The sequence below is a fragment of the Solwaraspora sp. WMMA2080 genome (assembly GCF_027497395.1).
In the GTDB taxonomy this organism is placed as follows: Bacteria; Actinomycetota; Actinomycetes; order Mycobacteriales; family Micromonosporaceae; genus Micromonospora_E.
The window spans coordinates 1,752,610-1,778,037 of the sequence record NZ_CP114910.1 but is presented as its reverse complement, the minus strand read 5'-3'; the positions used below and the strand labels follow the sequence as shown (position 1 = coordinate 1,778,037).

24 protein-coding genes and 1 pseudogene are annotated in these 25,428 nt (G+C 71.1%); 8 read left to right on the top strand and 17 right to left on the bottom strand.

Features of this window, described 5'->3' with window-relative positions; translation table 11 throughout:
• Positions 1-10: 10 nt before the first annotated feature.
• Entirely contained in the window at positions 11-799 is a 789-nt protein-coding gene (locus tag O7543_RS08035) for a glycosyltransferase (RefSeq protein ID WP_281554419.1), read from the bottom strand.
• Positions 796-1,824: a ketoacyl-ACP synthase III gene (locus O7543_RS08030; protein ID WP_281554420.1), complete on the bottom strand. Its 1,029-nt coding sequence runs from the start codon at positions 1,822-1,824 to the stop codon at positions 796-798. The genes O7543_RS08035 and O7543_RS08030 overlap by 4 nt, the downstream gene beginning before the upstream one ends.
• A gap of 152 nt (positions 1,825-1,976) precedes the next feature.
• Here O7543_RS08030 and O7543_RS08025 point away from each other — a divergent pair, with 152 nt between their 5' ends.
• The 4 genes and pseudogenes from O7543_RS08025 to O7543_RS08010 form a co-directional block, all read left to right on the top strand.
• A complete protein-coding gene (locus tag O7543_RS08025) occupies positions 1,977-2,243 on the top strand; it encodes a DUF6343 family protein (RefSeq protein ID WP_281554421.1) in 267 nt (88 codons plus the stop codon).
• Between the two features lie 352 nt (positions 2,244-2,595).
• Entirely contained in the window at positions 2,596-3,783 is a 1,188-nt protein-coding gene (gene tuf, locus O7543_RS08020) for an elongation factor Tu (RefSeq protein WP_281567366.1), read from the top strand.
• Positions 3,784-3,951: 168 nt separating this feature from the next.
• Positions 3,952-4,566, top strand: coding sequence for an ATP-dependent Clp protease proteolytic subunit (locus O7543_RS08015; RefSeq protein ID WP_281554423.1), 615 nt, complete (start codon positions 3,952-3,954; stop codon positions 4,564-4,566).
• 27 nt (positions 4,567-4,593) lie between these two features.
• Positions 4,594-4,800 (top strand): annotated as a pseudogene (locus tag O7543_RS08010) (helix-turn-helix transcriptional regulator); the annotation flags it as partial.
• Between the two features lie 205 nt (positions 4,801-5,005).
• Here O7543_RS08010 and O7543_RS08005 read toward each other — a convergent pair.
• Positions 5,006-8,062, bottom strand: a complete 3,057-nt coding sequence (locus O7543_RS08005) for a glycoside hydrolase family 9 protein (RefSeq protein ID WP_281567365.1) — start codon at positions 8,060-8,062, stop codon at positions 5,006-5,008.
• A 240-nt stretch (positions 8,063-8,302) separates the two neighbouring features.
• Here O7543_RS08005 and O7543_RS08000 point away from each other — a divergent pair, with 240 nt between their 5' ends.
• On the top strand, positions 8,303-9,046 hold the full coding sequence (locus tag O7543_RS08000; RefSeq protein ID WP_281554425.1) for a protein phosphatase 2C domain-containing protein: 744 nt from the start codon (positions 8,303-8,305) through the stop codon (positions 9,044-9,046).
• Between the two features lie 121 nt (positions 9,047-9,167).
• Here O7543_RS08000 and O7543_RS07995 read toward each other — a convergent pair whose 3' ends face one another.
• Together O7543_RS07995 and O7543_RS07990 are read right to left on the bottom strand one after the other, a co-directional pair.
• On the bottom strand, positions 9,168-9,977 hold the full coding sequence (locus O7543_RS07995; RefSeq protein ID WP_281555542.1) for a SigB/SigF/SigG family RNA polymerase sigma factor: 810 nt from the start codon (positions 9,975-9,977) through the stop codon (positions 9,168-9,170).
• Positions 9,978-10,261: 284 nt separating this feature from the next.
• Complete coding sequence (locus O7543_RS07990) at positions 10,262-10,750, bottom strand: transglutaminase family protein (RefSeq protein WP_281554426.1); 489 nt, start codon at positions 10,748-10,750, stop codon at positions 10,262-10,264.
• A 570-nt stretch (positions 10,751-11,320) separates the two neighbouring features.
• Between O7543_RS07990 and O7543_RS07985 the strand changes: the two genes are divergently transcribed.
• A complete protein-coding gene (locus O7543_RS07985) occupies positions 11,321-12,310 on the top strand; it encodes a pirin family protein (RefSeq protein ID WP_281567364.1) in 990 nt (329 codons plus the stop codon).
• Between the two features lie 33 nt (positions 12,311-12,343).
• Here the strand turns inward: O7543_RS07985 and O7543_RS07980 are convergent, their stop codons facing one another.
• From O7543_RS07980 to O7543_RS07960, 5 genes are all read right to left on the bottom strand, one after another.
• Positions 12,344-12,478: a hypothetical protein gene (locus O7543_RS07980; RefSeq protein WP_281554428.1), complete on the bottom strand. Its 135-nt coding sequence runs from the start codon at positions 12,476-12,478 to the stop codon at positions 12,344-12,346.
• A gap of 293 nt (positions 12,479-12,771) precedes the next feature.
• Complete coding sequence (locus O7543_RS07975; protein WP_281554429.1) at positions 12,772-13,374, bottom strand: general stress protein; 603 nt, start codon at positions 13,372-13,374, stop codon at positions 12,772-12,774.
• A 126-nt stretch (positions 13,375-13,500) separates the two neighbouring features.
• Positions 13,501-14,916, bottom strand: coding sequence for a glycoside hydrolase family 6 protein (locus tag O7543_RS07970; RefSeq protein WP_281567363.1), 1,416 nt, complete (start codon positions 14,914-14,916; stop codon positions 13,501-13,503).
• Positions 14,917-15,081: 165 nt separating this feature from the next.
• Entirely contained in the window at positions 15,082-15,864 is a 783-nt protein-coding gene (locus tag O7543_RS07965) for a VOC family protein (protein ID WP_281554431.1), read from the bottom strand.
• 121 nt (positions 15,865-15,985) lie between these two features.
• On the bottom strand, positions 15,986-18,154 hold the full coding sequence (locus O7543_RS07960; RefSeq protein ID WP_281554432.1) for a SpoIIE family protein phosphatase: 2,169 nt from the start codon (positions 18,152-18,154) through the stop codon (positions 15,986-15,988).
• A gap of 143 nt (positions 18,155-18,297) precedes the next feature.
• On the opposite strand from O7543_RS07960, the gene O7543_RS07955 reads away from it, so the two are divergent.
• Entirely contained in the window at positions 18,298-19,185 is an 888-nt protein-coding gene (locus O7543_RS07955) for a hypothetical protein (protein ID WP_281554433.1), read from the top strand.
• Between the two features lie 38 nt (positions 19,186-19,223).
• Here the strand turns inward: O7543_RS07955 and O7543_RS07950 are convergent, their stop codons facing one another.
• The 7 genes from O7543_RS07950 to O7543_RS07920 form a co-directional block, all read right to left on the bottom strand.
• On the bottom strand, positions 19,224-19,601 hold the full coding sequence (locus O7543_RS07950; protein WP_281554434.1) for a DUF6401 family natural product biosynthesis protein: 378 nt from the start codon (positions 19,599-19,601) through the stop codon (positions 19,224-19,226).
• Positions 19,602-19,618: 17 nt separating this feature from the next.
• Positions 19,619-19,840 carry a hypothetical protein gene (locus O7543_RS07945; RefSeq protein WP_281554435.1) on the bottom strand — a complete coding sequence of 74 codons (222 nt, stop codon included), beginning with the start codon at positions 19,838-19,840 and terminating at the stop codon, positions 19,619-19,621.
• A 100-nt stretch (positions 19,841-19,940) separates the two neighbouring features.
• Complete coding sequence (locus O7543_RS07940; protein WP_281554436.1) at positions 19,941-20,195, bottom strand: hypothetical protein; 255 nt, start codon at positions 20,193-20,195, stop codon at positions 19,941-19,943.
• 227 nt (positions 20,196-20,422) lie between these two features.
• Positions 20,423-20,887, bottom strand: a complete 465-nt coding sequence (locus O7543_RS07935; protein WP_281554437.1) for an SRPBCC family protein — start codon at positions 20,885-20,887, stop codon at positions 20,423-20,425.
• 42 nt (positions 20,888-20,929) lie between these two features.
• Positions 20,930-21,340 (bottom strand): DUF2795 domain-containing protein, encoded by a 411-nt coding sequence (locus O7543_RS07930; RefSeq protein WP_281554438.1) that lies wholly within the window; start codon positions 21,338-21,340, stop codon positions 20,930-20,932.
• A 29-nt stretch (positions 21,341-21,369) separates the two neighbouring features.
• A complete protein-coding gene (locus O7543_RS07925; protein WP_281554439.1) occupies positions 21,370-22,308 on the bottom strand; it encodes a YihY/virulence factor BrkB family protein in 939 nt (312 codons plus the stop codon).
• Positions 22,305-23,747: an aldehyde dehydrogenase family protein gene (locus O7543_RS07920; RefSeq protein WP_281554440.1), complete on the bottom strand. Its 1,443-nt coding sequence runs from the start codon at positions 23,745-23,747 to the stop codon at positions 22,305-22,307. Before O7543_RS07920 ends, O7543_RS07925 begins: the two co-directional genes overlap by 4 nt.
• Before the next feature lie 69 nt (positions 23,748-23,816).
• On the opposite strand from O7543_RS07920, the gene O7543_RS07915 reads away from it, so the two are divergent.
• Positions 23,817-25,421 (top strand): NAD(P)/FAD-dependent oxidoreductase, encoded by a 1,605-nt coding sequence (locus tag O7543_RS07915; RefSeq protein ID WP_281554441.1) that lies wholly within the window; start codon positions 23,817-23,819, stop codon positions 25,419-25,421.
• Positions 25,422-25,428 lie beyond the last annotated feature (7 nt).

The window sequence follows — 25,428 nt, the reverse complement described above, 5'->3', positions numbered from 1 at the left end:
CGGCGTGCGGTCACCGGGGATCCTCGGTCAACGGGCCGGCACCCCGGTCCAGGTACCAGGCGGCGGTGCGCCGCAGGCCGTACGCCCGCAGCCGCCGGGTCGAGTTCTCCACCACCATGTCCCGGCGGTGGATGATCGCCGACGTGTTGCTGCGTACCCGGTTGAGGAAGGTCCGGTCGGTCGGTGACGGCCGGCGCGGCATGCCGCCGCACGCCTGGTACAGCTCGGTGGTGACCGCCATGTTGTTGCCGGCGTGCATCCGGTACGGCGCCAGGTAGCCGTCGCCGCGTCGGTGTGCCGGCCGCAGCCGACCGAACGCCGCGGCGAGGAGCACCAGCAGCCGGAACCCGGCCCGACCCAGCGGGCCGTGCTCGTCGCGGCGGGCCCGGATCGCGCCGCAGACCAGCCCGGCACCGCCGGCCAGCCCGGCCCGGGCCGCCGCCACCCAACCGGGGTGCGGCAGACAGTCGGCGTCGGTGCGGGCCAGCCACCGGGCGCCGTGCGCGATGGCGTACCGGAAACCGGTGTCGACCGCGGCGCCGACGCCCTTCTGCGGTTCCTGCAGCAGCCGGACTGGAAACGGCGCGGCCGCGGCGAACCGTTCGACCACGGCGGCGGTGCCGTCCGTGGAGCCGTTGTCGACCACGACCAGGGTGAAGTCCCGGTCGGTCTGGTCGGCTAGCGCGGCCAGCGTGGCACCGATCCGGGCCTGCTCCTGGTACGCCGGCACCACCACCCACAGCGGCCCCGCACCGGCCGCCGCCGGTGCGGCGGGTGGCTGCTCGACCGCCCGGGTCACGGCTTCTCCCAGACCATCGTCATCACACTGACCCCGCCACCGAGGCCGACCGCCAGCACCCGGTCGCCGCTGCGCAGTCCGGCGTCGATCCGGGCCAGCTGCACGCCGAGGGTGGCGCTGGCCAGGTTGCCGAACTCGGTGACCGTCACCTCCAGCTTCTCCTTCGGCACCCCGGTGACCTCGATGAAGCGTTCCAGGTACGGCACGCTGACCTGGTGCACCAGGACGCGTTCGTAGTCGACCCAGTCCCAGCCGGTGCGCCGCCGAACCCGGTCCAGGATGTCGGTGCCGATCCGCTCGAAGACCGACCGCAGGGCGTGCCCGTCGCCGTGGAAGTAGGTGTGCTCGTCACCGCGCGGATGCCGGGAGCCACCGCCGAAGATGCCACCGACCGCCCAGTGCCCGGACCGGGTCTCGGTGTCGACGTCGACGATCCCGCCGTTTGACACCGGCTCGACCAGCACCGCCGCCCCGCCGTCGCCGAACGTGTAGCCGGCGAACGACGACCGGGCCTGCGCCATGCTGTCCAGCCGGGGACGCATGACCCGGGTCGGGGTCTCACCGGTGACGACCAGCGCCCGCCGCGCCCGTCCGGCCACGATCATCGACCGGGCCAGGTCGATGCCGTTGATGAAGCTGTTGCAGGCGTTGCTGACGTCGACCGCGTGCGCCGATCCACCCAGCTCGGCCTGGACGATGTGCGCGGTCGCCGGCTCGACCATGTCCCGGCTGGCCGAGGCGAACAGCAGCAGGTCGACGTCGTCGGCGGTGCGTCCGGCGGTGTCGAGCGCTCGCCGGGCGGCCCGCACCGCGAACGTCGAGGCGTACTCGTCGTCGGCGGCGACCCGGCGCTGTCCGATGCCGGTCATCGTGGCGAACAGGCCGGGTGGCAGTGCGACGTCACTGGCGGCGGCGATCCGGTCCTGCAGGTCGGCGGTGGTGAGGGTACGGTCGGGGAGGCTGACGCCGACCCCGGTGATGCCGACCCGGGGGACGGGCCACTCCGGTCGCGACGAAACGTTCATCGGCTCAGCTTCCTGCCGGACCGGCCGGTCCGGATGAGTAGGGGTGCTCAGCCCGACCTGGTGGTACGGGCCGACGTCGGTAGCTCGTCGTCGAGCCTCAACGGGCGCGTTCGCGAGGTTACGGCCCGGTGTCTGCCGGGTACAGCCCGGGGATGGCCACGAAGTCGCAGCCCAACAGGGCCCGGGGTACCGTCGGTCACGCCTACAGCGCGTTGAATCTGCGGCTGGCGATGGCCGGTTTCGGGCTGGTCTTCTGCACCGTGCTCGGGGCGCTCGCCTGGCGGGCCGACCTCACCGCCGGCGCGGTCGTGCTGTGGGTGCTGGCCGTGATCGCCGTGGTCGACCTGGTCGTCGTGCAGCGTCGCCGCCGGGCCCGCCGGCGGGAGCAACCGGGCGTACGGCATTCGCTGTTCGAGTGATGCGGGGTTCGCGCCGTCCGCGCGACCCGGGGTCTCGCCGTTCGGGTGAGCCGGAATTCGATGGCCCGGCCCGGCGTTACTGGCTAGCGTGACCGCCATGTTCGGCACCGTCGGCGCTGTGCGGCCCGCAGGTCTTCACCTGCCGGGCGCCGCCGTCGTGTGCGCGTGGCTGGCTGATACCCGAGGCTGACCCTCCTCCCGCTGCGGCAGAACCACGGAGGAGGGTGGCCCGGTCCCTCCGGCGCCGCCCGTTGACGGGTGCGCCGGGCGGCGTGGTTCTGACGCGGTCGGGCGGTCTGGCACCCGCCCGCGTTCGTCGTCCGCCAGCTCGTTACCAACCTGGAAGATCATCATGGCCAAGAGTCAGTTCGTGCGGGCGAAGCCGCACCTCAACATCGGCACCATGGGTCACGTCGACCACGGCAAGACCACCCTGACCGCCGCGATCACCAAGGTCCTCGCCGACCGGGACCCGGCGGCCAACCGGTTCGTGTCCTTCGACGGCATCGACCGGGCGCCGGAGGAGGTCTCGCGGGGCATCACCATCAACATCTCGCACGTCGAGTACGAGACCGCGACCCGGCACTACGCCCACGTGGACATGCCGGGCCACGCCGACTTCGTGAAGAACATGATCACGGGTGCGGCACAGGTGGACGGGGCCATCCTGGTCGTCTCCGCGCTCGACGGGGCGATGCCGCAGACCCGCGAGCACGTGCTGCTGGCCCGTCGGGTCGGGGTGCCGTACCTGGTGGTGGCGATGAACAAGGCCGACGCGGTCGACGACCCGGAGCTGCTCGACCTGGTCGAGCTCGAGGTCCGCGACCTCGTCGCCGAGTACGGGTTCCCCGGTGAGCAGGTGCCGGTGGTACGGGTGTCGGCGCTGCGGGCGCTGGAGGGCGACCCGCGCTGGGTTGACTCCATCGTGGAGCTGCTCGACGCGGTCGACCGGTACGTCCCGGTGCCGCCCCGCGAGCTGGGCGAGCCGTTCCTGATGCCGATCGAGAACGTGCTGACCATCTCCGGTCGGGGCACCGTGGTGACCGGCGCGGTCGAGCGGGGCGCCCTGCGGATCGGCGACCCGGTGGAGGTGGTCGGGCTCGGTCCGACGCTGTCGACCGTGGCGACCGGGCTGGAGACGTTCGGCAAGTCGCTGGACACCGCCGAGGCCGGCGACAACGCCGCCGTACTGCTGCGCGGGGTCAAGCGGGACCAGGTGCAGCGGGGCCAGGTGGTGGCGGTGCCCGGCACCGTCACGCCGCACCAACGGTTCCGGGCCCGGCTGTACGTGCTGACCACCGCTGAGGGCGGCCGGCACACGCCGTTTTTCGCGAACTACCGGCCGCAGTTCTATTTCCGTACTACGGACGTGGTCGGGTCGGTGCGGCTCGCCGACGGCGCGATGGCCATGCCGGGCGACACCGTCGGAGTGACGGTGGAGCTGGGTAGGCCGGTCGCGATGGACGTCGGGCTCGGCTTCGCGGTCCGTGAGGGCGGCCGTACGGTGGCTGCCGGCACGGTGGCCGAGCTGCTCGACTGAGCCACGGGGTACGGCCCTCCGGCCCGGCCGGAGGGCCGTACCCCGTGGACGGCGCTCGGATCGCCTTCTGCTCACAGCAGATCTCCTGTCAGCAGAAAGGGCAGCGGTCCGGACCGTCGCCAGTCGAAGCTGGTAGCCACATCACCGTGATCGAGAGGGGCGTCACTGATGCGGCACACCAGTCCCGCGATGGCTGCGGACGGCGCGACCACCGGCTTCGGCGACCAGGTCTTCCAACAGCTGCTCAAGGAGCGGGTGATCTTTCTCGGCACCCAGGTCGACGACACCTCGGCCAACACGATCTGTGCGCAGATGTTGCTGCTGGCGGCCGAGGACAGCGAGCGCGACATCTTTCTCTACATTAATTCGCCGGGCGGCGTGATCAGTGCCGGCATGGCGGTCTACGACACGATGCACTACATAGGAAACGACGTGGCGACCGTCGGCCTCGGTCTCGCCGGGTCGATGGGACAGTTCCTGCTCTGTGCCGGCGCGCCCGGCAAACGGTACGCCCTGCCGCACACCCGGATCATGATGCACCAGTTGTCCGGCGGGATGGGCGGCAGCGCCGCCGACATCGCCATCCAGGCGGAGAACATGCTGCACATCAAGCGGACGACGATCGAGCGGATCGCGTTCCACACCGGGCGCACCCGCGAGGAGATCGAGCAGGACTCCGACCGGGACCGGTGGTTCACCGCAGAGCAGGCCCGCGAGTACGGCATCATCGACCAGGTGATCGCCACCACTGCGCAGCTGTCCGCCGTTGGCGTCTCCAGCTGACCGGGCGAGCCAGGACGGAGACTTTCGATGCTGCTGCGACAGGTCATCGGGCGGGTGCTGCGCCGGCTCCGGCAGGACCAGGGTCGCACTCTGCAGGACGTCGCCCGCGCCGCCGGCCTGTCCACGGCGTACCTGTCGGAGCTGGAGCGTGGACGCAAGGAACCGTCCTCGGAGATGTTGGCGTCGATCTGCCGGGCGCTCGGCGTCGCGCTGGAGGAGCTGTTGGCGCAGGCGATGCAGGAGCTGACCCGCAGCCGTCCGATGGCCACCGTCCGCTGTCGACGATCTGTCCGGCCCTCGGGCGGGTCTCCGTCGGCCACCCGAGGGCGACGGGGACGGGTGAGTCCGTCCGCCGGTCGGCCGGGCGAGCGGTGGGCCGGCCGGCTGGTGGCCGACCCGCCGCTCGCGGCGCAGCGGCGAGTCGGCCAACAGCACAGGTTTAGAAGCAGGCCACCCCGTTGACGGTGATCAGCTCCGGTGCCGGGTTGGCTCCGCCGGCGGTGGTGGCGTTCAGCCCGAACATTGCCGTCTCGCCGGGCTCCAGCCGGCCGTTGTAGGTCTCGCTGCGGGCCGTCACCGTCGCCCCGCTCTGGCTGACCTTGGCCATCCACGCCTCCCGGAGCCGCTGGTCACCGGTGAACGCGAAGCGGACCGTCCAGCCGTCGACTGTGGCGTCCCCGGTGTTGGTGATGTCGACCTGGGCGGTGAAGCCTCCGCCGCCGGCCCATTTGCCGTAGTTGATGTACTCGGCCCGGCAGCTCAACGGCGCCGGTGCCGGCACCGCGTCGCCCTGGTCGGCCAGGAAGGAGGCGATCCAGCTCAACGCCGAGTTCCAGTTGATCGCCACTTCGTTCGTCGCGTACGACTCGATGTCGTCGACGTAGCAGAACATCGGCGCGCAGCCTTCCAGCAGGTCCCGGGCGAACGGGTCGTCCAGGCCGGCGTTGGCGCCGCCGGCGATCGACCCGGCCGGCGGGATCGGCAGGTCGGGGTCGAGCTGGTTGCCGAAGATCCGGCTGTGCTGGTTGCGCGGGTACACCGAGCCCCAGCCGGTGACGTACGAGTGGTTCAGCGCGTTGCGACCGAAGATGTAGTCCATCGCCTGCACGGCACCGTCGCGGTACCCGGTGTCCCCGGTCATGTCGTACGCCGTGGCGAGCACCACCGCATTGTTGATGATGTTGCTGTTGGCACCCCAGAAGTAGGCACCCCGGTGGCCCGGCATCGGCAACCCGTACGCCTGACTGTCCCCAGTATCGAGGTAGGAGTCGGCGGCGGCCACCACCGAGGCACGGATCCGGTCCCGCTCCTGCGGGGCGAGCCCGTTCGGCACGGTGGCCAGGTCGAGCCGGCCGAGCGCGGCGGTGGAGCCCCAGCCAAAGCCGGTCGCGTCGAAGACGTCCCGGGTGTGGTGCGGCGAGGCGGTGACGTCGTCGAGGTAGCTCTGCTCGCCGGTGGTCAGGTACATCTCGGCCGCCGCCCAGTAGAACTCGTCGCTGACGTCACCGTCGCTGTAGGCGCCACCACCGTTGCCGTCGGCCGGGTCGGCGAGCCGGGCCGGGTTGGCCTTGGCAGCCGCGTAGGCCGTCGTCGCCGCAGTCCGGCACTGGTCGGCGAACGCGGTGTCGTACGGGGCGTACAGCCGGGCGCACTGGGCGGTGACGGCCGCCAGGTTCAGCGTGGCTGCGGTCGACGGCGGGTGCAGCTCCCGCAGCTCCGGGTCGTCCTCCGGCTGCAGCGGCAGGCCGGTCCAGTTCCGGTCGTGGATCTTGTGGTGCGCCATCCCGGCGAGCGGTTCACCGGCCGGCACCTGCATCCGCATCAGGAACTCCAGCTCCCAGCGGGCCTCGTCGAGGATGTCCGGCACGCCGTTGTCCCGCTCGGGCACCCGCAAGGTGCCGTCGCCGAGCCCGGCCCCGCCGTCGGCGCTGGGCGCGGTCTTGGTCCGCTCGAACGCGCTGAGCAGCTGGTAGGTGGCGATGCCACCGTTGACCACGTACTTGCCGTGGTCGCCGGCGTCGTACCAGCCGCCGCGTACGTCGAGTCGGTAGTCGCAGACGCCGGGCTGGCACGGCACGTCGATGTCGCCCTGGTTGGGCGCGACGCCGACATGGCCGGCGGGGCGGGCGTACTCCTCGCCGACCAGGTCCGCGTCGATGGCGATGCCGCTGCGCTGGATGTAGAAGAACTGCAGCGCGTCGGAGCGCAGCTGCTGGTAGATGTCGCCGGAGATGGCGAACGGGTAGCTGGTCTCGCCGTCGGTGTCCAGGGTGAACCCGGTGCCGGTGCCCCGGTACGCGGAGAAGTCGATGCTGTGCGTCTGCTCGCCGGAGGCGCTGTCCAGCCCACGTACGGTGCTGGTGCCGCTGGCCACGACCGTCCCGTCGGCGTCGTGCAGTTGCCAGTCGAGCGGCTCGGTGGCGTCGGTGACGACGGTGGCGTTCTTGGGTCCGCCGGGCAGGTAGCCGACCTGGTTCACCCGTACCCGTGGCCCGGTGTCCGGCATGTACGGCGGCTCCTCCTCGCCGCCGCGCAGCGAGACGTCGTCCAGGCAGAAGGTGTATTCGTCGGCGTTGCCGCCGACCTGGAAGGCGAGCTGGGCCCGTTCGGTGTCCTCGCTGGCGACGAAGGTCGCCTCGACCCGCGAGGGTTCGGCGGTCAACGCCAGGTCGCGGCCGAAGTAGCCGGTGTACGGGTCGGCACCGAGCTGGACCACCGCCCGTACGGCGGCGGCCGGTTCGGCGGACGCCGTGAAGCCGATGGTGTACTCCTCGCCGGTGATCAGCGGCAGGCCCTCCTGCAGGATGCCGGCGTCCCACGGGTTGGCCAGCCCGGTCGGGACGGTGGCGCAGAGCCGTCCGTCGACCACCCGGGGGCTGGTGGTGCCGTAGCTGATCCAGCTGTCGGTGCCGTTGCTGAAGTCGCCGTTGGTGATCTGCTCCGGCCCGCCGGGTGGGGGACCGACAGTGTCGTCGCTGAGCAGCGAGACGTCGTCCAGGCAGAGGGTGTAGTCGGCGGCGCCGCCGCCGAGTTGGAAGGTGAGGGTGCCGTCGGGGGAGTCGAGGTTGGCGGTGAACTCGTAGGTGAACGTCTCGGCGTCTGGCCCGAGGTCGAGCTCGCGGCTGAGCACGGTGGTGTAGGGCTCCGCGTTGAGCTGAACGTTTGCCCGTACGGACGCGGGAACGTCGCTGGCGGCCGTGAAGGCCAGTCGGTACGCGGCACCGTCGATGAGTTCGATGCCGTTGTGTCCGATGCTGGCGTCCCACGGGTTGGTGGTGCCGCCGGGCACGCTGGCGCACAGTTGGCCGTCGGTGGCGGCCAGGGTGACGTTCTCGGTGCCCCACCAGGGGGCTGTTCCGTCGTCGAAGGTGCCGTTGACGATATGTTCGCGTTCCTCGGCGTACGCCGTCGTCACGGTCAGGGTGGTCAACGCCAGGACGCTGGCACTGGTGCCGGCGAGCAGCGCGACCGTCCGGCGTCGTCTGGATCGGGTCACGGGGTTCCTTCCGCGCGGGGGACTGGGAGCGCTCCCATTGATCTGAGACGATGTTGCCAGGGCGTTACCGGCGTGTCAATCACATCATGTGTGGCGGGTCGCGCGACCGGTGCTAGGTGTCCGTTACGCGGTATTTAGTAGTTTATGCCCAGCGGGCGGCTGTGATTCTCCATGATCTTTAACATCTGCATGCTGATCTACTAGAGACATTTCGGCCCTGTTCCTGGCAGGCTGCCAGCCATGACCCTGAAGCTGCGTTCCGCGGCGGTGACCGACCGCGGCCTGATCCGGAGCGGGAACCAGGACTCCGTGCACGCCGGCGACTGGCTCGTCGCCGTCGCCGACGGCATGGGTGGGATGGCCGCCGGGGATCTGGCGAGCAAGATCGCGATCGAGGCGATCGCCCCGCTCGATGCGGCCGTCGCGGACGATGAACTGGTACCGAGGCTGCAGTCGGCGGTCGAGACCGCCAGCGCCGGAATCCGGCAGGCGATAGCCGAGGATCCGGCGCGGGAGGGGATGGGAACGACCCTGACCGCCCTGCTCTTCGCCGGGTCCGGCGTGGCGATCGCACTGGCACATATCGGCGATTCGCGGGCGTACCTGCTGCGGGGCGGCGCGCTGGAGCAGGTCACCCGGGACGACACGTTCGTGCAGATGCTGGTCGACGAGGGCGTCATCACTGCCGAGCAGGCCGCCAGCCATCCGCGCCGAGCGGTGGTCACCCAGGCGTTACAGGGGGAGAACGTCAACCCCGCCTACCAGGTCTTCGAACCGCAGACCGGCGACCGTTGGCTGCTGTGCAGCGACGGGCTGTCGAACGTGGTGCGGGCGGAGAGCATCGCCGAGGTCCTGGCCACCTACGCCGACCCGCAGGCGGGCGCGCAGCGGCTGGTCGACCTGGCGATCCGGGCCGGCGGGCCGGACAACATCACCGTGGTCATCGGCGACATCACCGAAGTCACCGGCGACATCACCGGGTAACGGTCGCCGAGACGCCGGCTGCGGCCGGCCCGGGAGGTCGGGGCCGGCCGCAGCCGGTGGGAGCCTTCAGCGTGGGTCGCAACCAGGCGGCGGGCACCGTCGGACCCACCGATCGGGCCGATCAGTACGTCGACTGCAACTGCCCGCGGAGCTTGGTCAGTGCCCTGGCGAGCAACCGCGACACGTGCATCTGGGACACGCCGATCTGATCGGCGATCTGCGACTGGGTCAGGTTGCCGTAGAAGCGCAGGGTGAGGATGCGCTGCTCGCGTTCGTCGAGGGTGGCCAGCGCTGGGCCGAGCGCGACCCGCAGCTCCGCCAGCTCGTACTCGCGGTCCTCGGCACCGAGCATGTCGGCCAACTCGGTGGCGCGCTCGCCGTCGCCGGTCGGTGTGGACAGCGACACCGCGTTGTACGCGCGGGCACCTTCCAGGCCTTCGAGCACCTCCTCCTCGGTGATCCGCAGGTGTGCGGCGATGTCGGCGACCGTCGGTGACCGGCCCAGCGTCTGCAGCAGGGTGCTGTTCGCCTCCGAGATGCTCAGCCGTAGCTCCTGCAGCCGGCGGGGCACCCGGATGTCCCAGGTCCGGTCCCGGAAGTGCCGCTTCAGTTCACCGATGATCGTCGGGATCGCGTAGCCGGCGAAGTCGACGCCGCGCGCGGGGTCGAACTTGTCGATGGCCTTGATCAGGCCGACGGCTGCGGTCTGAGCGAGGTCGTCGGTTGGCTCACCCCGGCCGCTGTAGCGCTGGGCGAGGTGCTGAGCCAGCGGAAGCCATGCCTCGATGGCTCGGTCGCGCAGTGCCTCCCGGGACGGGTGACCGGGCGGCAGCGCCGCCATCGCGGCCAGCAGATCGGCTGCGCTGTCCTCCGGTGCGGTCACCCGCCGGTCCAGTGTGGCCGGCGCTGTGATCGTCCGGTCCGGTGTCATCGTCCGGTCCACTGTATTCGGCTCGGCAAGTGTCGTCGGCTCGGTCACCGTGCGGTGTCCGGTCAGTGTCGCGGTCATGGTGGTCCTCCCTGCACCTCGTCCGCGGATATGGAAAGTGGTGCGTTCTGCTGTGTCCGCTAGGGTCTTTCGGCCTCCAACACTAACCCGGTCGGTCAATCAAAAGCTAGCCGAAAGTACGATGTATTTATCGCCCATGACAGATCAAGTCGGACATTTCGCTGTGCACTCGCACCGCTTCCGGGCCCCGGTTACCCCGTTCAGGGTCAATGAAGCGCCACCAGCGCCTCGTGCTCGTCGACCGGTAGGTCGCCTGGGGCGACCGCGAGGACGGACATCCCGGTCAGCTCCGACACGCCGTCGAGGGCGGTCGCGAAGGCGACATCCGCCGCGTCCCGGCCGGTCGCGATCCGCACCATGCTGGGCCGGGGTGCCAGCCGGGTCGCGTCCCACACGTACCACCGGTCACCGACGGCGGCCTCGGCGACCAGATGGAAATCCATCGGAGCCAGGCCGGGTGCGTAGACCGCGACCACTCGCGCCGGGATGTCGACGGCCCGGCAGAGCGCCACCGTCAGGTGTGCGTAGTCGCGGCAGACGCCGACCCCGCTCAGCAACGTCTCGGCGGCGTCGGTGCCGGGCCCGCTCGCCCCGGCCGTGTACGAGGTCCGGCTGTGGACGTAGTCACAGATCGCCCGGAGGGAGTCGACGGAGTCGGGGTAGCCGGCGAACCGGGCGGCCGCGAATCCCGTCATCCGGTCCGACGGACAGTAGCGGCTCGGCCGGGTGTAGATGACGCGATCCAGTTGACTGACCGCTGACCCGGCCGCTGCCGGGGCCTGGTCCGACGCCGGAGGCGGCAGAGTGGTCACGCGGTACGAGACCGTGAGATCTCCGACCGGTGCACTTACCAGATGCTGACGGCCGCCGGCGGCCCAGCTCCCGTCGATCTCCGTCACGGCAACGTCGTCGCCGTCCGCGGTGCTCGCCACCAACCGGGCCGGCGGGGCCGGCCGGTACGCAGTGACCTGCAGTACCAGTGTGGCCGGCGCTTCGATGTGGTAGCTGAGCCGGCAGCCAATCTCTCCTGTAGCCGGAGTCGTCCGATGGTCACCTATCGCCCATTGGTACCCGTCGGACGCAATCGTCGCACCGGCTGCCGGGAGCGACCCCGTCACGTCCGGTGGATGGTTGAACCCTTGATCAGAGCGTACGCTGCAACCGGTGGATGTCTGGTCGGAGTCGATGACGCGGCCGCCAGCGCAACGCGCACATCGCCCGGAAAACCAGCGCAAAGCGCATATCGTCCGGAAATGAGGACTCCGATGCCATCCATCACCGTCGACGACGTACTCGTACTGCCGCGCCTGCCGGCCCACGATCCGGCCGCCGGCACGATCCGGCCGGTCCACCGGGTCACCACCGCCCCCAGCGGCTTCGAGGGCGAGGGTTTCCCCGTCCGCCGGGCGTTCGCCGGCGTGCCGGTCGGCGAGCTCGACCCGTTCCTGCACCTGGACCAGATGGGCGAGGTGGAGTACGCGCCGGGTGAGCCGAAGGGCACCGCCTGGCACCCGCACCGCGGCTTCGAGACTGTCACGTACATCATCGACGGGATCTTCGACCATCAGGACTCGCACGGTGGTGGGGGCACGATCACCGACGGGGACACCCAGTGGATGACCGCCGGTTCCGGACTGTTGCACATCGAGGCACCACCGGAACACCTGGTCGCCAGCGGCGGGCTCTTCCACGGTCTCCAGCTGTGGGTCAACCTGCCCCGGTCGAAGAAGTTGGCTTCGCCCCGGTACCAGGACATTCGGGGCGACCAGGTCGCCCTGCTCAGCACCCCGGACGGAGGAGCGCTGATCCGGGTGATCTCCGGCTCGGTCGCCGGGAACGACGGTCCCGGCTCCACCCACACCCCGATCACCATCAGCCATCTGACGGTGCAGCCGGGGGCGCAGGTGGACCTGCCCTGGCGGGCCGACTTCAATGCGTTGGTGTACGTCCTGGGTGGTCGGGGATCCGTCGGCCCCGATCTGCGGCCCGTGCACACCGGTCAACTGGCTGTCCACGGGCCCGGCGACACGCTGCGGATCGCCGCCGACGTCCGACAGGACAGCCGCGTACCGCAGCTCGACGTGTACGTCATGGGCGATCGGCCGATCCGGGAACCTGTCGCGCGGTACGGACCGTTCGTGATGAACACCCGGGCGGAGCTGCTCGCCGCGTTCGAGGACTACCAGGCAGGTCGACTGGGGGTGGTGCCGGCGGTCGACGTCCCGCACGGCACCGGTCAGCAGCTGCCACGTTGAGTTCACCGACGTGCTGACAGCCGGACTGGGCGGTCAGGACACCAGGAACACCCCGAGTACGCCCAGCACCACCATCACCAGGACCGCGAGGAGCAGTCCCTGTTCACTCTGGACGGTCCGGTTCGAGTAGGTCTGCTGGGGATCCGGGGTTACGATCTCGGTGCTCATCGTGCCTCCTCAGCGTGCTGCCCTGGCATCTCGACAATGACGGTAGGCGCCAGGCCGCGTCCGTGAATCCCGGAGCTGTGCCATCTGTGGGTGTCGCCGCAGCAACCGGGTACCCGGCCGGCCCCGCCCAAACACCCTCCTGGGAATAGCAAAGTGACGGGTGCCGGAGGCACGGGCAGGTGGTGGGGTGCCGGAGGTGCCGGCAGGTGGTGGGGTGCCGGAGCGGCGCGGGACAACACCCGGGGTGCCGTCCCGCCCCGCCACTCGTGATTGCCGGCTGGGGCCGGCCCTCGTCAACGGGATGTGCGTCCGGCCTGCTGGGTCGACTCCCGTAGCACCTGGTGGGCCCGGTCGGCGTATTCGGCGTCGACCGTCACGCCGTACTGGCTGGCCTGTAGCAGGCTGCGGGAGGAGAAGTCCCGCCGGCCTCCGGTCATCGCGTGCGCCACCGCACCGAACACGGCACCCCAGACCGCACCGATCACCACGGCGGTGACGATGATGCCCAGCCAGTTCACCACCGCGAAGATGCCGATCAGCAGGCCGATGAACAGTCCGAACCAGGCGCCGGTGCCCGCGCCGGCCAACGCTGCCCGGCCGGTGGTGAGTCGGCCGGTGACCTCTTCCACCAGCCGCAGGTTGGTGCCGACGATGGCGGTGCGTTCCACCGGGAACCGGTTGTCCGACAGCCGGTCGACGGCGCGCTGCGCGGAGGCGTAGTCCGGATGGCTGGCGACGGTCACACTGGTCCGTGCGGGACCGCCGTTCTGTGGCGCGGCACCGGGTGCGGTGGCTGGTCCGGCTGGTCCGGCCGGCAGGTTGCTGGCCGGGAAGTTGGCGGTGTCGCCGAACATGCCCGGCGACGGATTATCCGTACGGGTCGTGGATCTGGTCATGTTTGGCCTCCTCTCCTCGGCAGGAGTGCCCGGTGAGCCGCCCGGGTAACCCGGTCCCCGCACGGACTTCGGCCCCTCCCGATGCCGGGAGGGGCCGAAGTGTACCTGGGGATCCTGACTTGGGCGTCAGCTCGCGCAGGCCGCGCCGTTGAGGGTGATGTTGCTCAGCGGCGGCAGGGTGCTGCCGGAGAAGGTCCCCTGGAAGCCGATGCTGACGGTGGCACCGGAGGCCAGTGAGCCGTTCCAGGCAGCGTTGCGGACCGTGATCTGGCTGCCGGACTGGGACCAGTCGCCGTTCCAGCCGTTGCTCAGGCTGACGTTGGATCCTGCGGTGAAGGCGAGGGTCCAACTGCTGACCGAGCCACCGGTGTTGGTGATCCGGACATCCCGGGTGAAGCCGCCAGGCCACTGGTTCGTGGTGTAGCTGACGCTGCAGGCGCCGGCCGGCGGGTTCGTGGTGGGCGGCGGAGCGGTGGTGGGCGGGGGTGCCGTGGTGGGCGGGGGTGCCGTGGTGGGCGGCGGAGCCGTGGTGGGCGGTGCGGTCGTCGGCGGTGCGGTGGTCGGCACAGGGCCGGCCGCAATCGCCAGGTCGTACGCCCGTTGCGGTACGAACTGGCCCGCGTTTGCGATGCAGCCGTCAGCTTCGCCGGGCAGTTTCACCCAGAGGTATGCCTCGATCTTGCTGTCGCCGGTGTTGGTGGTGCTCGCCGTGCCGATGGCCCGACCTTCCGGGTCGCACCACTCGGAGCCGAGCGGGCCGTTGCCGTTACGGCTGGTGTCGATGACCGCGGTGAGGTGGTTGGCACCGGTGGCGCTGATGACCGCCTTGACGTAGTTGACTGCCTCGCTGGTGCTGCGGTAATTGGACACGTTGCTGGAGATGCCGTCCGCGCTGTTCGCCACGTCCGCACCGACCAGCAGGCCCGCCATCGTCGACGGGGCGTGCCAGGCCGAGTGTCCGGCGTCGAAGAACACCTTGGCCTGGGACGATCCCGCCTTGAGCGCCCTGCCGGCGTAGGCCATCGAGGCGCGTACCTCGGCCTGCTCCGACTGGCTCATGCAGGTGCCCATGAGGGCGAGCACGTCGGGCTCGAGCACGATGTATGCGGGCCGGTTGCCGAGCCCGGCCGCGACCTGGTCGACCCACTGCCGGTAGGCGCTGTGGTTGGGCGCGCCACCGCTGCTGTGGTTGCTGCAGTCGCGGTTGGGGATGTTGTAGACCACCATGATCGGGATCTTGCCGGCCGCGGCGGCGGCACCCACGAAGGCGTCGACCTGGCCGCGTACCTCGCTTGGGTTGTACTGGGTTAACCAGCGGCCCTGGGGCACCGAGGCGATCCGGTCGCGGATGACATTCGCCCGGTAGTCACCGGGGTTCGCCGCCACCCAGCGAGCGGCCGAGGTGTCCGGGTCGACGTAGAAGGCGGAGTCGGCGGCCTGGGCTGCCGTGGGCTGCAGCAGCCCGACACCGACCGCGGTGGCCGCTGTGAACGCCATGACGGCGGCGGCGCCAACTGCGGTGAGCGCAGATCTTCTGCGCATGCGTGCTCCCTCCGGATAGGGACGATATATTGAGAGCGTTCAGTGGAAGCGCTCCCATGGATATCGACCACCGTACGGGGATGTTGCTGATATGTGAAGAGCTTGTGACGCCAACTGCCCCAAAGGCGGTATAAAGTGAAATATCAGACGCGGCCGGCAGTCGGGTCAGTCGAGCGGCGTGCGGAACTCCGGACGCACGGCGATGATCCCGAACGCGGCACCGAACGGGTCGGTCAACTGTGCGTAGGTACCCGGACCAGCCTGGTACGGACCAAAGGAGACCGTTCCGCCGAGCGCCTGGCAGCGCTGCACCGCCGCCTCGCAGTCGTCGACCTCGAAGGTCGTCCGCCAGTGCGCCGGAACCTGCGGCGGGTACATCTCGCCCATCTCGATCAGCCCGGCCACCTCACTGGTCTCCCGCAACCACTCCTGGTATCCGGACCCTTCGCTGTAGATGCTGGGTCGCGTGGTCCACCCGAAAACCGAGCCGTAGAAGGCCCCGGCACCGGCCACGTCCCGGGTGGCGAGTTCGTTCCAGCAGGTAGCGCCGGGCTCGCCGGTCACCTGCGCGCCCGGGAAGGCCCTCCGCTGCCAGAGCCCGAACACGGCACCCTGCGGATCGGCGATCAGGGCGAAGTGGCCCCGCTCGGCAACCGGGGCGGGCGGTGAGAGTGTCGATCCGGCGGCCCGGGCCACGCTTTCGACTGTCGCGGCCAGATCGTCCGAGGCGAGGTAGGTCAGCCAGGCCGCCGGCTGGCCTGTGGCGAGGGGCGGGGCGAGCCCAGCGACGGCCATGTCTCGCAGGTGGAACTCGACACCGGTGCTGTTCGGCTCGTCAACCGGCTTCCACCCGAACAGTCCGTGGTAGAAGTCGCTCGAACCCGCGGTGTCGCTGGTGCGTAGTTCGGACCAGCAGGGGGTTCCCGTGGCGTAGCCTCTGATTCGCACCGCTTTGTACCTCTTCGCGTCGTTTATCCGATTGGCGTAGTCAGTTACCCTACGCCACGGAGACGCCCGCTGCGACTCGGCTGAATGGCCCAATTGATGTCACTTTGGGTAAACATCGGAGTTACGAGTCGATCGGCAACATGATCTCGAACCACACGGTTGAACCGCGTACCGAGGGGTCCGTGCCCCAGGTGTCGCTCAACTGCTCGATCAGACCCAGACCCCGGCCGCGGCTACTCAATGTGTCGATGTGCGCCCGACTGACCGTGCCCCGGGTGCCACTGTCAGCTACCGAGACGAGTAGCCGCTCCTGGCTGAGATCGATCTCGACCCGTGCCTCGGTGCCGGCGTGCAGCAGGGCGTTCGTGGTCAACTCGCTGGCACAGAGCACCGCCGGCCCGATCACCGACTCGGGAACCTGCCACCCGGCCAGTTGGCCGGCCAACCAGTGCCGTACTCGGCTCGGTGCGATCGGCTCGGCAGGAACCAGCAACCCCGCCGACCGGCTCGGCGCGGCCGCATGCTCCACCGCGAGTACCGCCACGTCGTCGTCGGTGGTACCGGGCACCGCCGCACTGGCCACCGCGCAGAGATTGCGCGGATCGCTGGTGCTGGTCTCGGCGACGGCTGCGGCCAGAGCGGACATCCCGTCGCCGAGATCCTGACCGCGTCGTTCCACCACGCCGTCACTGAACATCAGCAGCGTGTCGCCGGGGCGCAGCTCGACCCGGGTCGGTCGCCGTGGCCCGGCCAGACCGAGTGGCGGCCCGGGCGGCACCGGGACGAACTCGGCGCTCGCGGTGGTCGACGACCAGCGTCGTATCAGCGGAGCGGGATGACCAGCGCTGGACACGGTCAACCCGCCGGTCGCCGGATCGAGCACCCCGTACAGCACGGTCACGAACAGTTCCTCGTTGCGGCTCTCCGCGCCAAGGCTGTGCACCAGCCGGTCCAGCCCGTTCAGCACCGCCGTCGGCTCCGGTTCGGCCAGCGCGAGCCCGCGCAGCGCGGCCCGGACCTGGCCCATCAGCGCCGCTGCCCGCACATCGTGCCCGACGACATCGCCGAGCACCACGGCCAGCCCGCCATCGGGAAGCCGGAACGCGTCGTAGAAGTCGCCGCCGGCCGAATTGCCGTCCACCCCCGGGTCGTAGCGTGCGGCCAACCGCAGCAGCGGCAGGTCCGGCAACTGCTCCGGCAGCATGCTGCGCTGCAGCAGTTGAGCCGTACCATGCTGGGTCTCGAACCGCCGGGCTCGCTCGGCCGCCTGGGTGACCAGTTCGGCGACGGCCGAAAGCAGTGCCCGTTCGGCCGGCGCCCACGAATGTGGATCTCGGTACCCGAAGGTGATTCCACCGCGTAGTGATCCGGCTCGCAGCGGCAGGGCGGCGAGCGCCGTCACCAGCTCGTCGTGCCGGTCCGTGGCGTACCGGGCGAGCGGCCGGCCCTCCCCGGTGAACCGGGGGACACCGGTGCCGGCGACGGTGGCCAACGGGGTGGCCGCGTCCCGGGGGATGCGGCGCCACACCGGAGGCAACCGCTCGTCGGCTTCGTCGAGCAGCTCACCGCGGACCCGGCGGACCACCCGCCACCCGCCACCGTCGTCGATGCCGAGCGCCACCTGATCGACGTCGAGCGAGGCCAGGCCGTACCGCAGCGCGACCCGGGCGACGTCGTCGAGGGTGAGTGTGCCGGCCAATGCCGAGGTCAGCTCGCTGAGGCTCTGCAACCGGTGGGTGATGGTGCCGGTCTCGGTCGCGACTGAGAGCATCCCGACGATCCGCCCGTCGCTGTCCCGGACCGCCGAGTAGCCACGAGTGAATGCCGTACCGCCGAACGGGCCCGACTCGCCGGTGCCAAACGGTGCCACGGCCTCCGACTCGAGGAACGGTTCGCCGGTGCGGTAGACCCGTGCCACCACGTCGCCGACGCCCGGCCGGTGCCACGCGTCGGCGAACACCGCGGCGGCGGGCTGGGCGAACGCCTCCGGGTGCTTGGCACCGAGCAGCTCCGCGTAGGCGTCGTTGTAGATCATCAGGAAGTCGTCGCCGTAGACCAGAGCCATTGGCACCGGTGAAGCGAGCACCAACTCGACCGCTGCCCGTACCGCAGGATCCCAACCATCCGACCGACCGAGCGGCGTGCTCGCCCAGTCATGCCGGTCGACTTGCCCGGCTGGTACGGCGTTGTCCGGTGCGGCGTTGTCCGGGTTGGTGCCGGCCGGGGTGGCGGAACGCGCAGCCGGAACCCCCGACGGGGTGTCCCGGGTCTGCCCGGCGGTGCCTGCCATGGGTGGCAGCCTATCCGGGGCCGCCGTCGGCGGGTGGCGTGGACCGGCGCAAGGTGGGTATGCGGGCCGGCGGTAGGCGATGCAGCGCGTCCGTACGACAACGAGGCGACGCATCGGTAGATGAGCCGGAGAGGGGGGACCGGATGTCCTCGACGTACGCGTCGGCGCAGGTCGACATCGGCAACGCGCTGACTGACATGTGGCGGTCCGTGATACTTTTCGTGCCCCGGGCCATCGCGTTCATCGCGATTCTGGTGGTCGGATGGTTGATCGCACGGGCAGTGCTGAAGGGCGTCGACAAGGCGCTCGAACGGGTCGGGTTCGACCGGGCGGTGGAGCGCGGCGGCATCGGCAAGGCCTTGGAACGGACCCGGTACGACGCCAGCGACATCCTGGCCCGGTTGGCGTACTACGCGGTGCTGCTGTTCACCCTGCAGTTCGCGTTCGGAGTCTGGGGGCCGAACCCGATCAGCGACCTGATCAGCGCGGTTGTGGCGTGGCTGCCGCGGGCGTTCGTCGCGATCGTCATCGTGGTCGTCGCCGCTGCCATCGCGACCGCGGTACGTGACCTGGTGTCGGGTGCGCTCGGCGGGCTCTCCTACGGCCGGCTGCTGGCTACCGCCGCGTCGGTGTTCATCGTCGCGCTCGGCGTCATCGCCGCGTTGAACCAGGTCGGCATCGCCACCACGGTCACTACCCCGGTGCTGATCGCGGTACTCGCCACCATCGCCGGTGTGCTGATCGTCGGCGTCGGCGGTGGCCTGGTCCGACCCATGCAGCAACGGTGGGAGGGCTGGCTGACCCGGATGGCGGAGGAGTCACAGGCGATGCGGGACAGCGCGCAGGCGTACCAGGCCGGCCGGGACGACGCCGGTGGCCGGATGAACGAACCGACGCAGGTGATTCCGCAGACCCAGCAGGCGCCGGCGATGTCCGGTGGCCGGGAGGCGGCCAGCGGTCGGGGCATGGCCGGCCCGGGCGCCAACCGGCCCGGTGGTATGACCGGACCGGGCGGAACGTCCCGCGGTTGATCCGTCCGGTCGGGCCGGTGAGCCGGTACGGGCCGGGGTCAGCGCGGGGCCGCGCCGCTGATCCCGGCCAGCTGGCAGACGGCGACCAGCCGCAACGTCACCCAGTCGACCGTCGTCCACTGGGTGGTCGGCCCGACCACCGGGGGGCGCCAGCCGGCCTCGGTGGCCGCGTCGCGCACGCCATCGGCGTACCGGGCCAGCGTCACCGGGCTGAGCGGACGCAGATCCGCGAACAGCCGGTCCCGGATCGCGGCGGCGTGCTGATCCAGCTCGGCCAGCAGGCCGGGCAGGACTGCGGCGGCGGCCAGGCCGGCGGCGCCGAGCGAGGTGTGCAGATCGGCCAACGAGGTCTGCGCCGCCCTTCGGGCGGCCGGGACGGCCAGCATGCCGTGCGGGGCGGCGGGGAACGGACTCATGTGCGGTGCCCGCCCGGCTACTCGACGCGTCGGATGTCGGCCGGGGCCGGGCGGCGGCGGGCCGCGTCGTCGGCGAGGATCACCGTGGCCACCATCAGCGCCACGCAGACGCTGAACAGCCAGGAGCCGTCCGGCAGCAGGTAGGCGGAGACCGGCGCCTGGATCGCGGTCAGCAGGAAGCCGAGCCAGGCCCAGCGTCGCTGGCGCGGCGTGAGGAATCCGGAGGCGGTGGGGCGCATCCGAAAAGTCTCGCTCGGATGATCCTCACCGCCGTCAGCCGATCGGACGAGGTTGGCTGACCGATGCGTCAGGGGCCGGACTGGCGACCGACTGGCGACGTCAGTGCGGACCGGTCCGGCCGGTGGTCGACGGCCGGTACGGCCGCTCGGGGTCGGTCGTCGCCGGTCCGCCCGGGCGGCCGCCGGTCCGGTCCACCGCTTCCGCGTCGTGGCCGAACTCCTCCTCGGCCGCGGCGTCGTTGCCCGTCATGTCGTCGACCTCACCGTCGCCCGCTGGTGCGGCTACGGCCCGCTCCAGCTCACGGATCGGCAGCCGGTCCTCGTCGCGCCAGACTTCGTCTGCGGAATCAGTCATGCCGGCCGGGTTACCCGGCCGGGCTGTCGCCAAACAGGGGCCGGCGGACGAGTACGGCTTGCGGCCGGACCCGGCCGGTGGCTGAGCGGGGCCGGCGGACGCGGCCGGGGCGGGTGGGCCGGTTTCGGCCCACCCGCCCCGGCCGTCAGGCCCACCGGTCGGCCGGCTCGGGAGGAGTCACCGCCGGCCGGCGGGCGCTGTTCGAGGTGCGGTGGTCGGTCGAATTGTCACGGCTGCGGTCGGGGGACCTCGCCACGCCAGGCCCCGGTCTCCACGCCGTGCCGGCTCTCGATGAAATCCTTGAAGCGCTTCATATCACCCTTCACCCGGCGGTCCACGATGCCCAGCTTGTCGCCGGCCTGCTCCGCCACTCCCTCCGGGTCGAACTCCATCTGCGCGGTGACCCGGGTGTGGGCATCGTCCAGGCGGTGGAACGTGATGACACCGGCCTGCTTCACCCCGCCGGTCGCGGTCCAGGCGACCCGCTCGTCGGGAATCTGCTCGGTGATCTTCGCGTCGAACTCACGCGACACCCCGGCGATCTCGGTCGTCCAGTGCGTCAGCGTCTCCGACACTTGAGTCACCTCGGAGACGCCCTCCATGAACTGGGGGAACTCCTCGAACTGCGTCCACTGGTTGTACGCGGCGCGTACCGGCACCGCGACATCGACGTACTTGGTCACTGCTCCCATGTGAGTCCCTCCTCTACTTCCGCCGGGCCGCAGGCGGCGCGGTCACCAGCGGGTCGTCTCGTTGGCATGGCCGAGTTCGGCCCACACCTCGGACACCGTCTGGAACGTGCGACCCGGCGGCAGCTGATCGATCTCGTCGAGCACGTCGTCGGGTGCCTCGTTCTCCAGCGCGCTGTCGCGCAGCGTGCTGCGGTCCCCGGGCAGCGCCGAGAGGTTGATGTAGCGGCCCAGCCTGCTCCGCTGCTCGACCTCCTCGCTGGTCATGCCCTGCGGCGTACCGGAGCGGTTGTCGCCGGCCGGAACCGCAGCCGGCTCCGGCTGGTCCTCGCCCGGGGGCTCCGCCTCGTGCCACTCCTCGGCCCGGCCTCCGGTGGTGCCCTGCGTGGTCCCACGGGTGTCGTGGGCCATGCTGTCGTCCACCCGGGGACTGTGCTTGCTGTTGCCGCGTTCCATAGCTGTTTGACTACCCGTGAGCGGCGTGGCTAAACCGGCGTGCGTGGCGGCAGCACCGGGTCGGCCGGTTCCGACTCACCGGCCTGGGCGGCCCGGCCGCGCTGCACCTCCGCGTTGATCTCGACGCCCAGCATCACCGCCAGGTTGGTCAGGTAGAGCCAGACCAGGAATGCGATCACCGCGCCGAGGCTGCCGTAGGTCACGTCGTATGAACCGAAGTACGCGACGTAGGTGCCGAACCCGGCGGAAGCCAGCGCCGCCAGCAGCAGGGTCACCACGCCGCCGACGGCCAGCCAGCGAAGCCTCGGCTGGCGGACGTTGGGAGCGAACCAGTACAGAAGAGACAAAAGCGTCGTGACGATGGCGATCAGCACCGGCCATTTGAGCAGACTCCAGGCGGTACGCGGGGCCTGGCCCAAACCGAGCCGGTCACCGAGCGCATCGGTGACCGGGCCGCTGACGATCAGCATCACGGCGACCAGCGCGAGCAGCATCAGCCCGGCGGTGGTCAACCCGAGTTGCTGCGGCTGCAACCGGTAGAAGGGGCGACCTTCGGCCACCCCGTAGATGGCGTTCGCTGCGCGGGTGAACGCCCGAACGTACCCCGACGCGGACCACAGTGCGGCAACCAGGCCGAAGCTGAGCAGCACACCGGCGGAACTGCGCTGGGCGACCACCCCGTCGATGATGTCGACGAAACCCTCGTCGCCCACCACCGCCCCGGCTCCGAGCTCCTCGGCCAGGCCGACCACGGTGTCCACCGTGCGTTCACCGTCGGAGACCAGACCGACCAGGGCGACGACCACGATCAACGAGGGGAACAACGCGAGCACCCCGTAGTAGGTCAACGCGGCGGCCCAGTCCACGCAGTTGTCCCGGACGAACCGGCGTCCGCTGCCGACCAGCACGGCGCGCCACGTCGTCAACCGGATCTCGCGTAACCGCGCCGGCCGTGCCGGACTGCTCACCAGCGGCCGTCCGGTCCACCCGGGGCCTGCAGATGCAGCACCTTGACGACGGTCATCTCGTCGAGCAGTTCCGGTCCGAATCCGAGGCCCTCGCCGCTGCCGCGCCGGGGGTGCGCGGCACCGCCCGGCGCTCCACCGAACACCGAGTTGATCTTCACGGTGCCCACCGGCAGTTCGCGCCAGGCCCGCTGCGCGTGGCTCATGGACCGGGTCAGCACGGTCGCCGACAGGCCGTACGGGGAAGCCGCCGCCCGGGACAGCGCCTCGTCGAACGACCCCACCGTCATCACCGGGGCGACCGGGCCGAACGTCTCCTGCCGCATCACCGCCATGTCATCTGTGCATCCGGTCAGCACCGTCGGCGGGTAGAAGGCACCGGGCCCGTCCGGGATCCGGCCCCCGCACCGCGCCGTCGCCCCGGCCGCCAGCGCCGCCGAGACCTGCGCATGCACCTGGTCGCGGTGCCGGCGGTCCACCAGCGGACCCAGCTCGGTGTACGGGTCACGGGCAGGCCCCAACCGCATCCCCGAGCAGAGGCCGGTGAGCGCCTCGACGAACGGCTCCGCCACCGTGCTGTGTACATAGATCCGCTCCACGCTGACACATACCTGGCCCGAGTTGGCCAACGCGCCGGCCGCCGCCTGCTGCGCGGCCCATCGCGGATCGACGCCCTCGTCGACGACCAGCGCGTCGCTGCCGCCGTTCTCCCGCAGCACCTTGGCCCCGGTCCGGGCGCACGCCTCGGCGACCGCCCGCCCGGTGTCGGTCGCCCCGACGTGGGCGACCAGGTCCACCCCGTCGGAGGCGGCGATCCGGGCACCGACGCCCCCGTCGCCGGTCAGCAGGGCGAAGACCCCGTCGGGAACCTCGTCGGCGACCATCCGGGCGAGCAGCGCGCCGGTCGCCGGGCAGCGTTCACTCGGCTTGTGCACCACCGTGTTGCCGGTCACCAGCGCCGCGCCGAGCAGCCCGCAGGCCACCGCTACCGGGTCGTTCCACGGCGTCAGCACCGCCACCACCCCACGCGGCACGTACGCCATCAGATCCAGGGCGGCCGGGTCGCCGGCCAGCGCCCGACCCCGGTGCACCGGCCCCAGTTCGGCGTACTGCCGCAGGGTCGCGACACCGGCAGCGATCCCGGCCCGAGCCCCAGCCAACGGCTTGCCCATCTCCGCACTCTGCGCCTCGGCCACCTGGTCGGTGGCACCGGCCAGAGCGTCCGCGATTCGTCGCAGCGCGGCGGCCCGATCCGCCGCCGGTGTCGCAGCCCACCCCGGCGCCGCCTCGCGGGCCGACTTCACCGCCGTGTCGACGTTCGCCTCGGTGGCGAGCGGACTGCGGCTGACCGGGGTGCCCTCGGACGGGTCCTCGACGACGATCTCGGCACCGTCGCCGAACCGCCCCCACCCACCGTCGATGAACTGCTCCACGTCGTACATCCGGCGGTCGTTCCCGGAGGTCGCGCCGGTAAACGTTTGGCCGCGCCCGGCCGGGGTAGCCGCGCGGAGATGGCAGAAACGGATGTGGAGACGGCGGACGCGGTCGTCATCGGCGCCGGACACAACGGCCTGGTCGCCGCCAACCTGCTCGCCGACGCCGGCTGGGACGTGCTGGTCCTGGAGGCGACCGGGGCGCCGGGTGGTGCGGTCCGGTCCGCCGAGGTGACCGCCCCCGGCTATCTCAGTGATCTGTACAGCTCGTTCTATCCGCTCGGATTCGCCTCGCCGGTGCTGCGGGAGCTGCGGCTGGCCGAGTTCGGGCTGCGCTGGCGGCACGCTCCGGACGTCTTCGCCCACCTGCTGCCGGACGACCGCGCGGCGGTGGTCAACCTGGACCCACGGCGGACCGCCGAGTCGCTGGAAGCATTCGCCGACGGCGACGGCGAGCGCTGGCTGTCGGCGTACGCCGAGTGGCGGGCCGTGTCGGCGCCGCTGATCGATGCGCTGTTCACCCCGTTCCCGCCGGTGCGGGCCGGCGCCGCGCTGCTGCGCCGGCTCCGGACCGCCGGATCGCTGCGGCTGGCCCGGCGCCTGGTGCTGCCGGTCCGCCAACTAGGCCGGGAGACCTTCGCCGGCGCCGGCGGTCCGGCGCTGCTCGCCGGTTGCGCGCTGCACACCGACCTGGCCCCCGACGATGTCGCGTCCGGCGTGTACGGCTGGCTGCTGACCATGCTCGGTCAGGAGATCGGCTGGCCGGTACCGGCGGGCGGCGCGCAACGGATCACCGACGCGTTGGTCGCCCGGCTGCGTTCCCGGGGCGGCCGGCTGGTCACCGGCGCCGCCGCCGACCGGGTGCTGATCGCCCGCAGCCGGGCGGTCGGCGTGCGTACCGTCGACGGCCGGCGGTGGCGGGCCCGGCGGGCGGTGCTCGCCGACGTTCCCGCTCCGGCGCTGCTGCTCGACCTGGTCGGCGACCGGTGGCTGCCTCCCAGGATGGTCGACGACCTGCGCCGGTTCCGGTGGGACGGGTCGACGGTGAAGGTTGACTGGGCGCTCGCCGGCCCGATGCCGTGGCGCAATCCGGCGGTCGCCACCGCCGGTACCGTGCACCTCGGGGCCGACCTGGACGGCCTGACCCGGTACGCCGCCGAATTGGCCTGCGACGAGGTGCCCCGTGACCCGTTCCTGCTGCTCGGCCAGCTGACCACCACCGACCCGCAGCGATCGCCGACGGGCACCGAGTCGCTGTGGGCGTACACGCACCTGCCGCACCGGACCCGGTGGCACCCCGAGGAGATCGTCGAACACGTCGCGCGGATGGAGGCGGTGCTGCAGCGGCAGGCGCCGGGCTTCGGCGCCCTGGTCCAAGCCCGTCATGTGGCCGGTCCGGTGGACCTGCAGGAGCACAATCCGAGCCTGGTCGGGGGAGCGGTCGGTGGCGGCACCTCGGCTGCGTACCAGCAGCTGTTCTTCCGGCCGGTGCCCGGCCTTGGCCGCGCGGACACCCCGGTCGACCGGCTCTTTCTCGCCTCGGCGTCGGCGCACCCCGGCGGCGGGGTGCATGGCGCGCCCGGGTCGAACGCCGCGCGGGCGGCGCTGGTCCGCGACCGCGCGGCGACCGGGTGGATGTACGGGGCCGTGGTGTCGGCGGCGCAGCGGGCGGTCTACCGCTGAGCCGGTG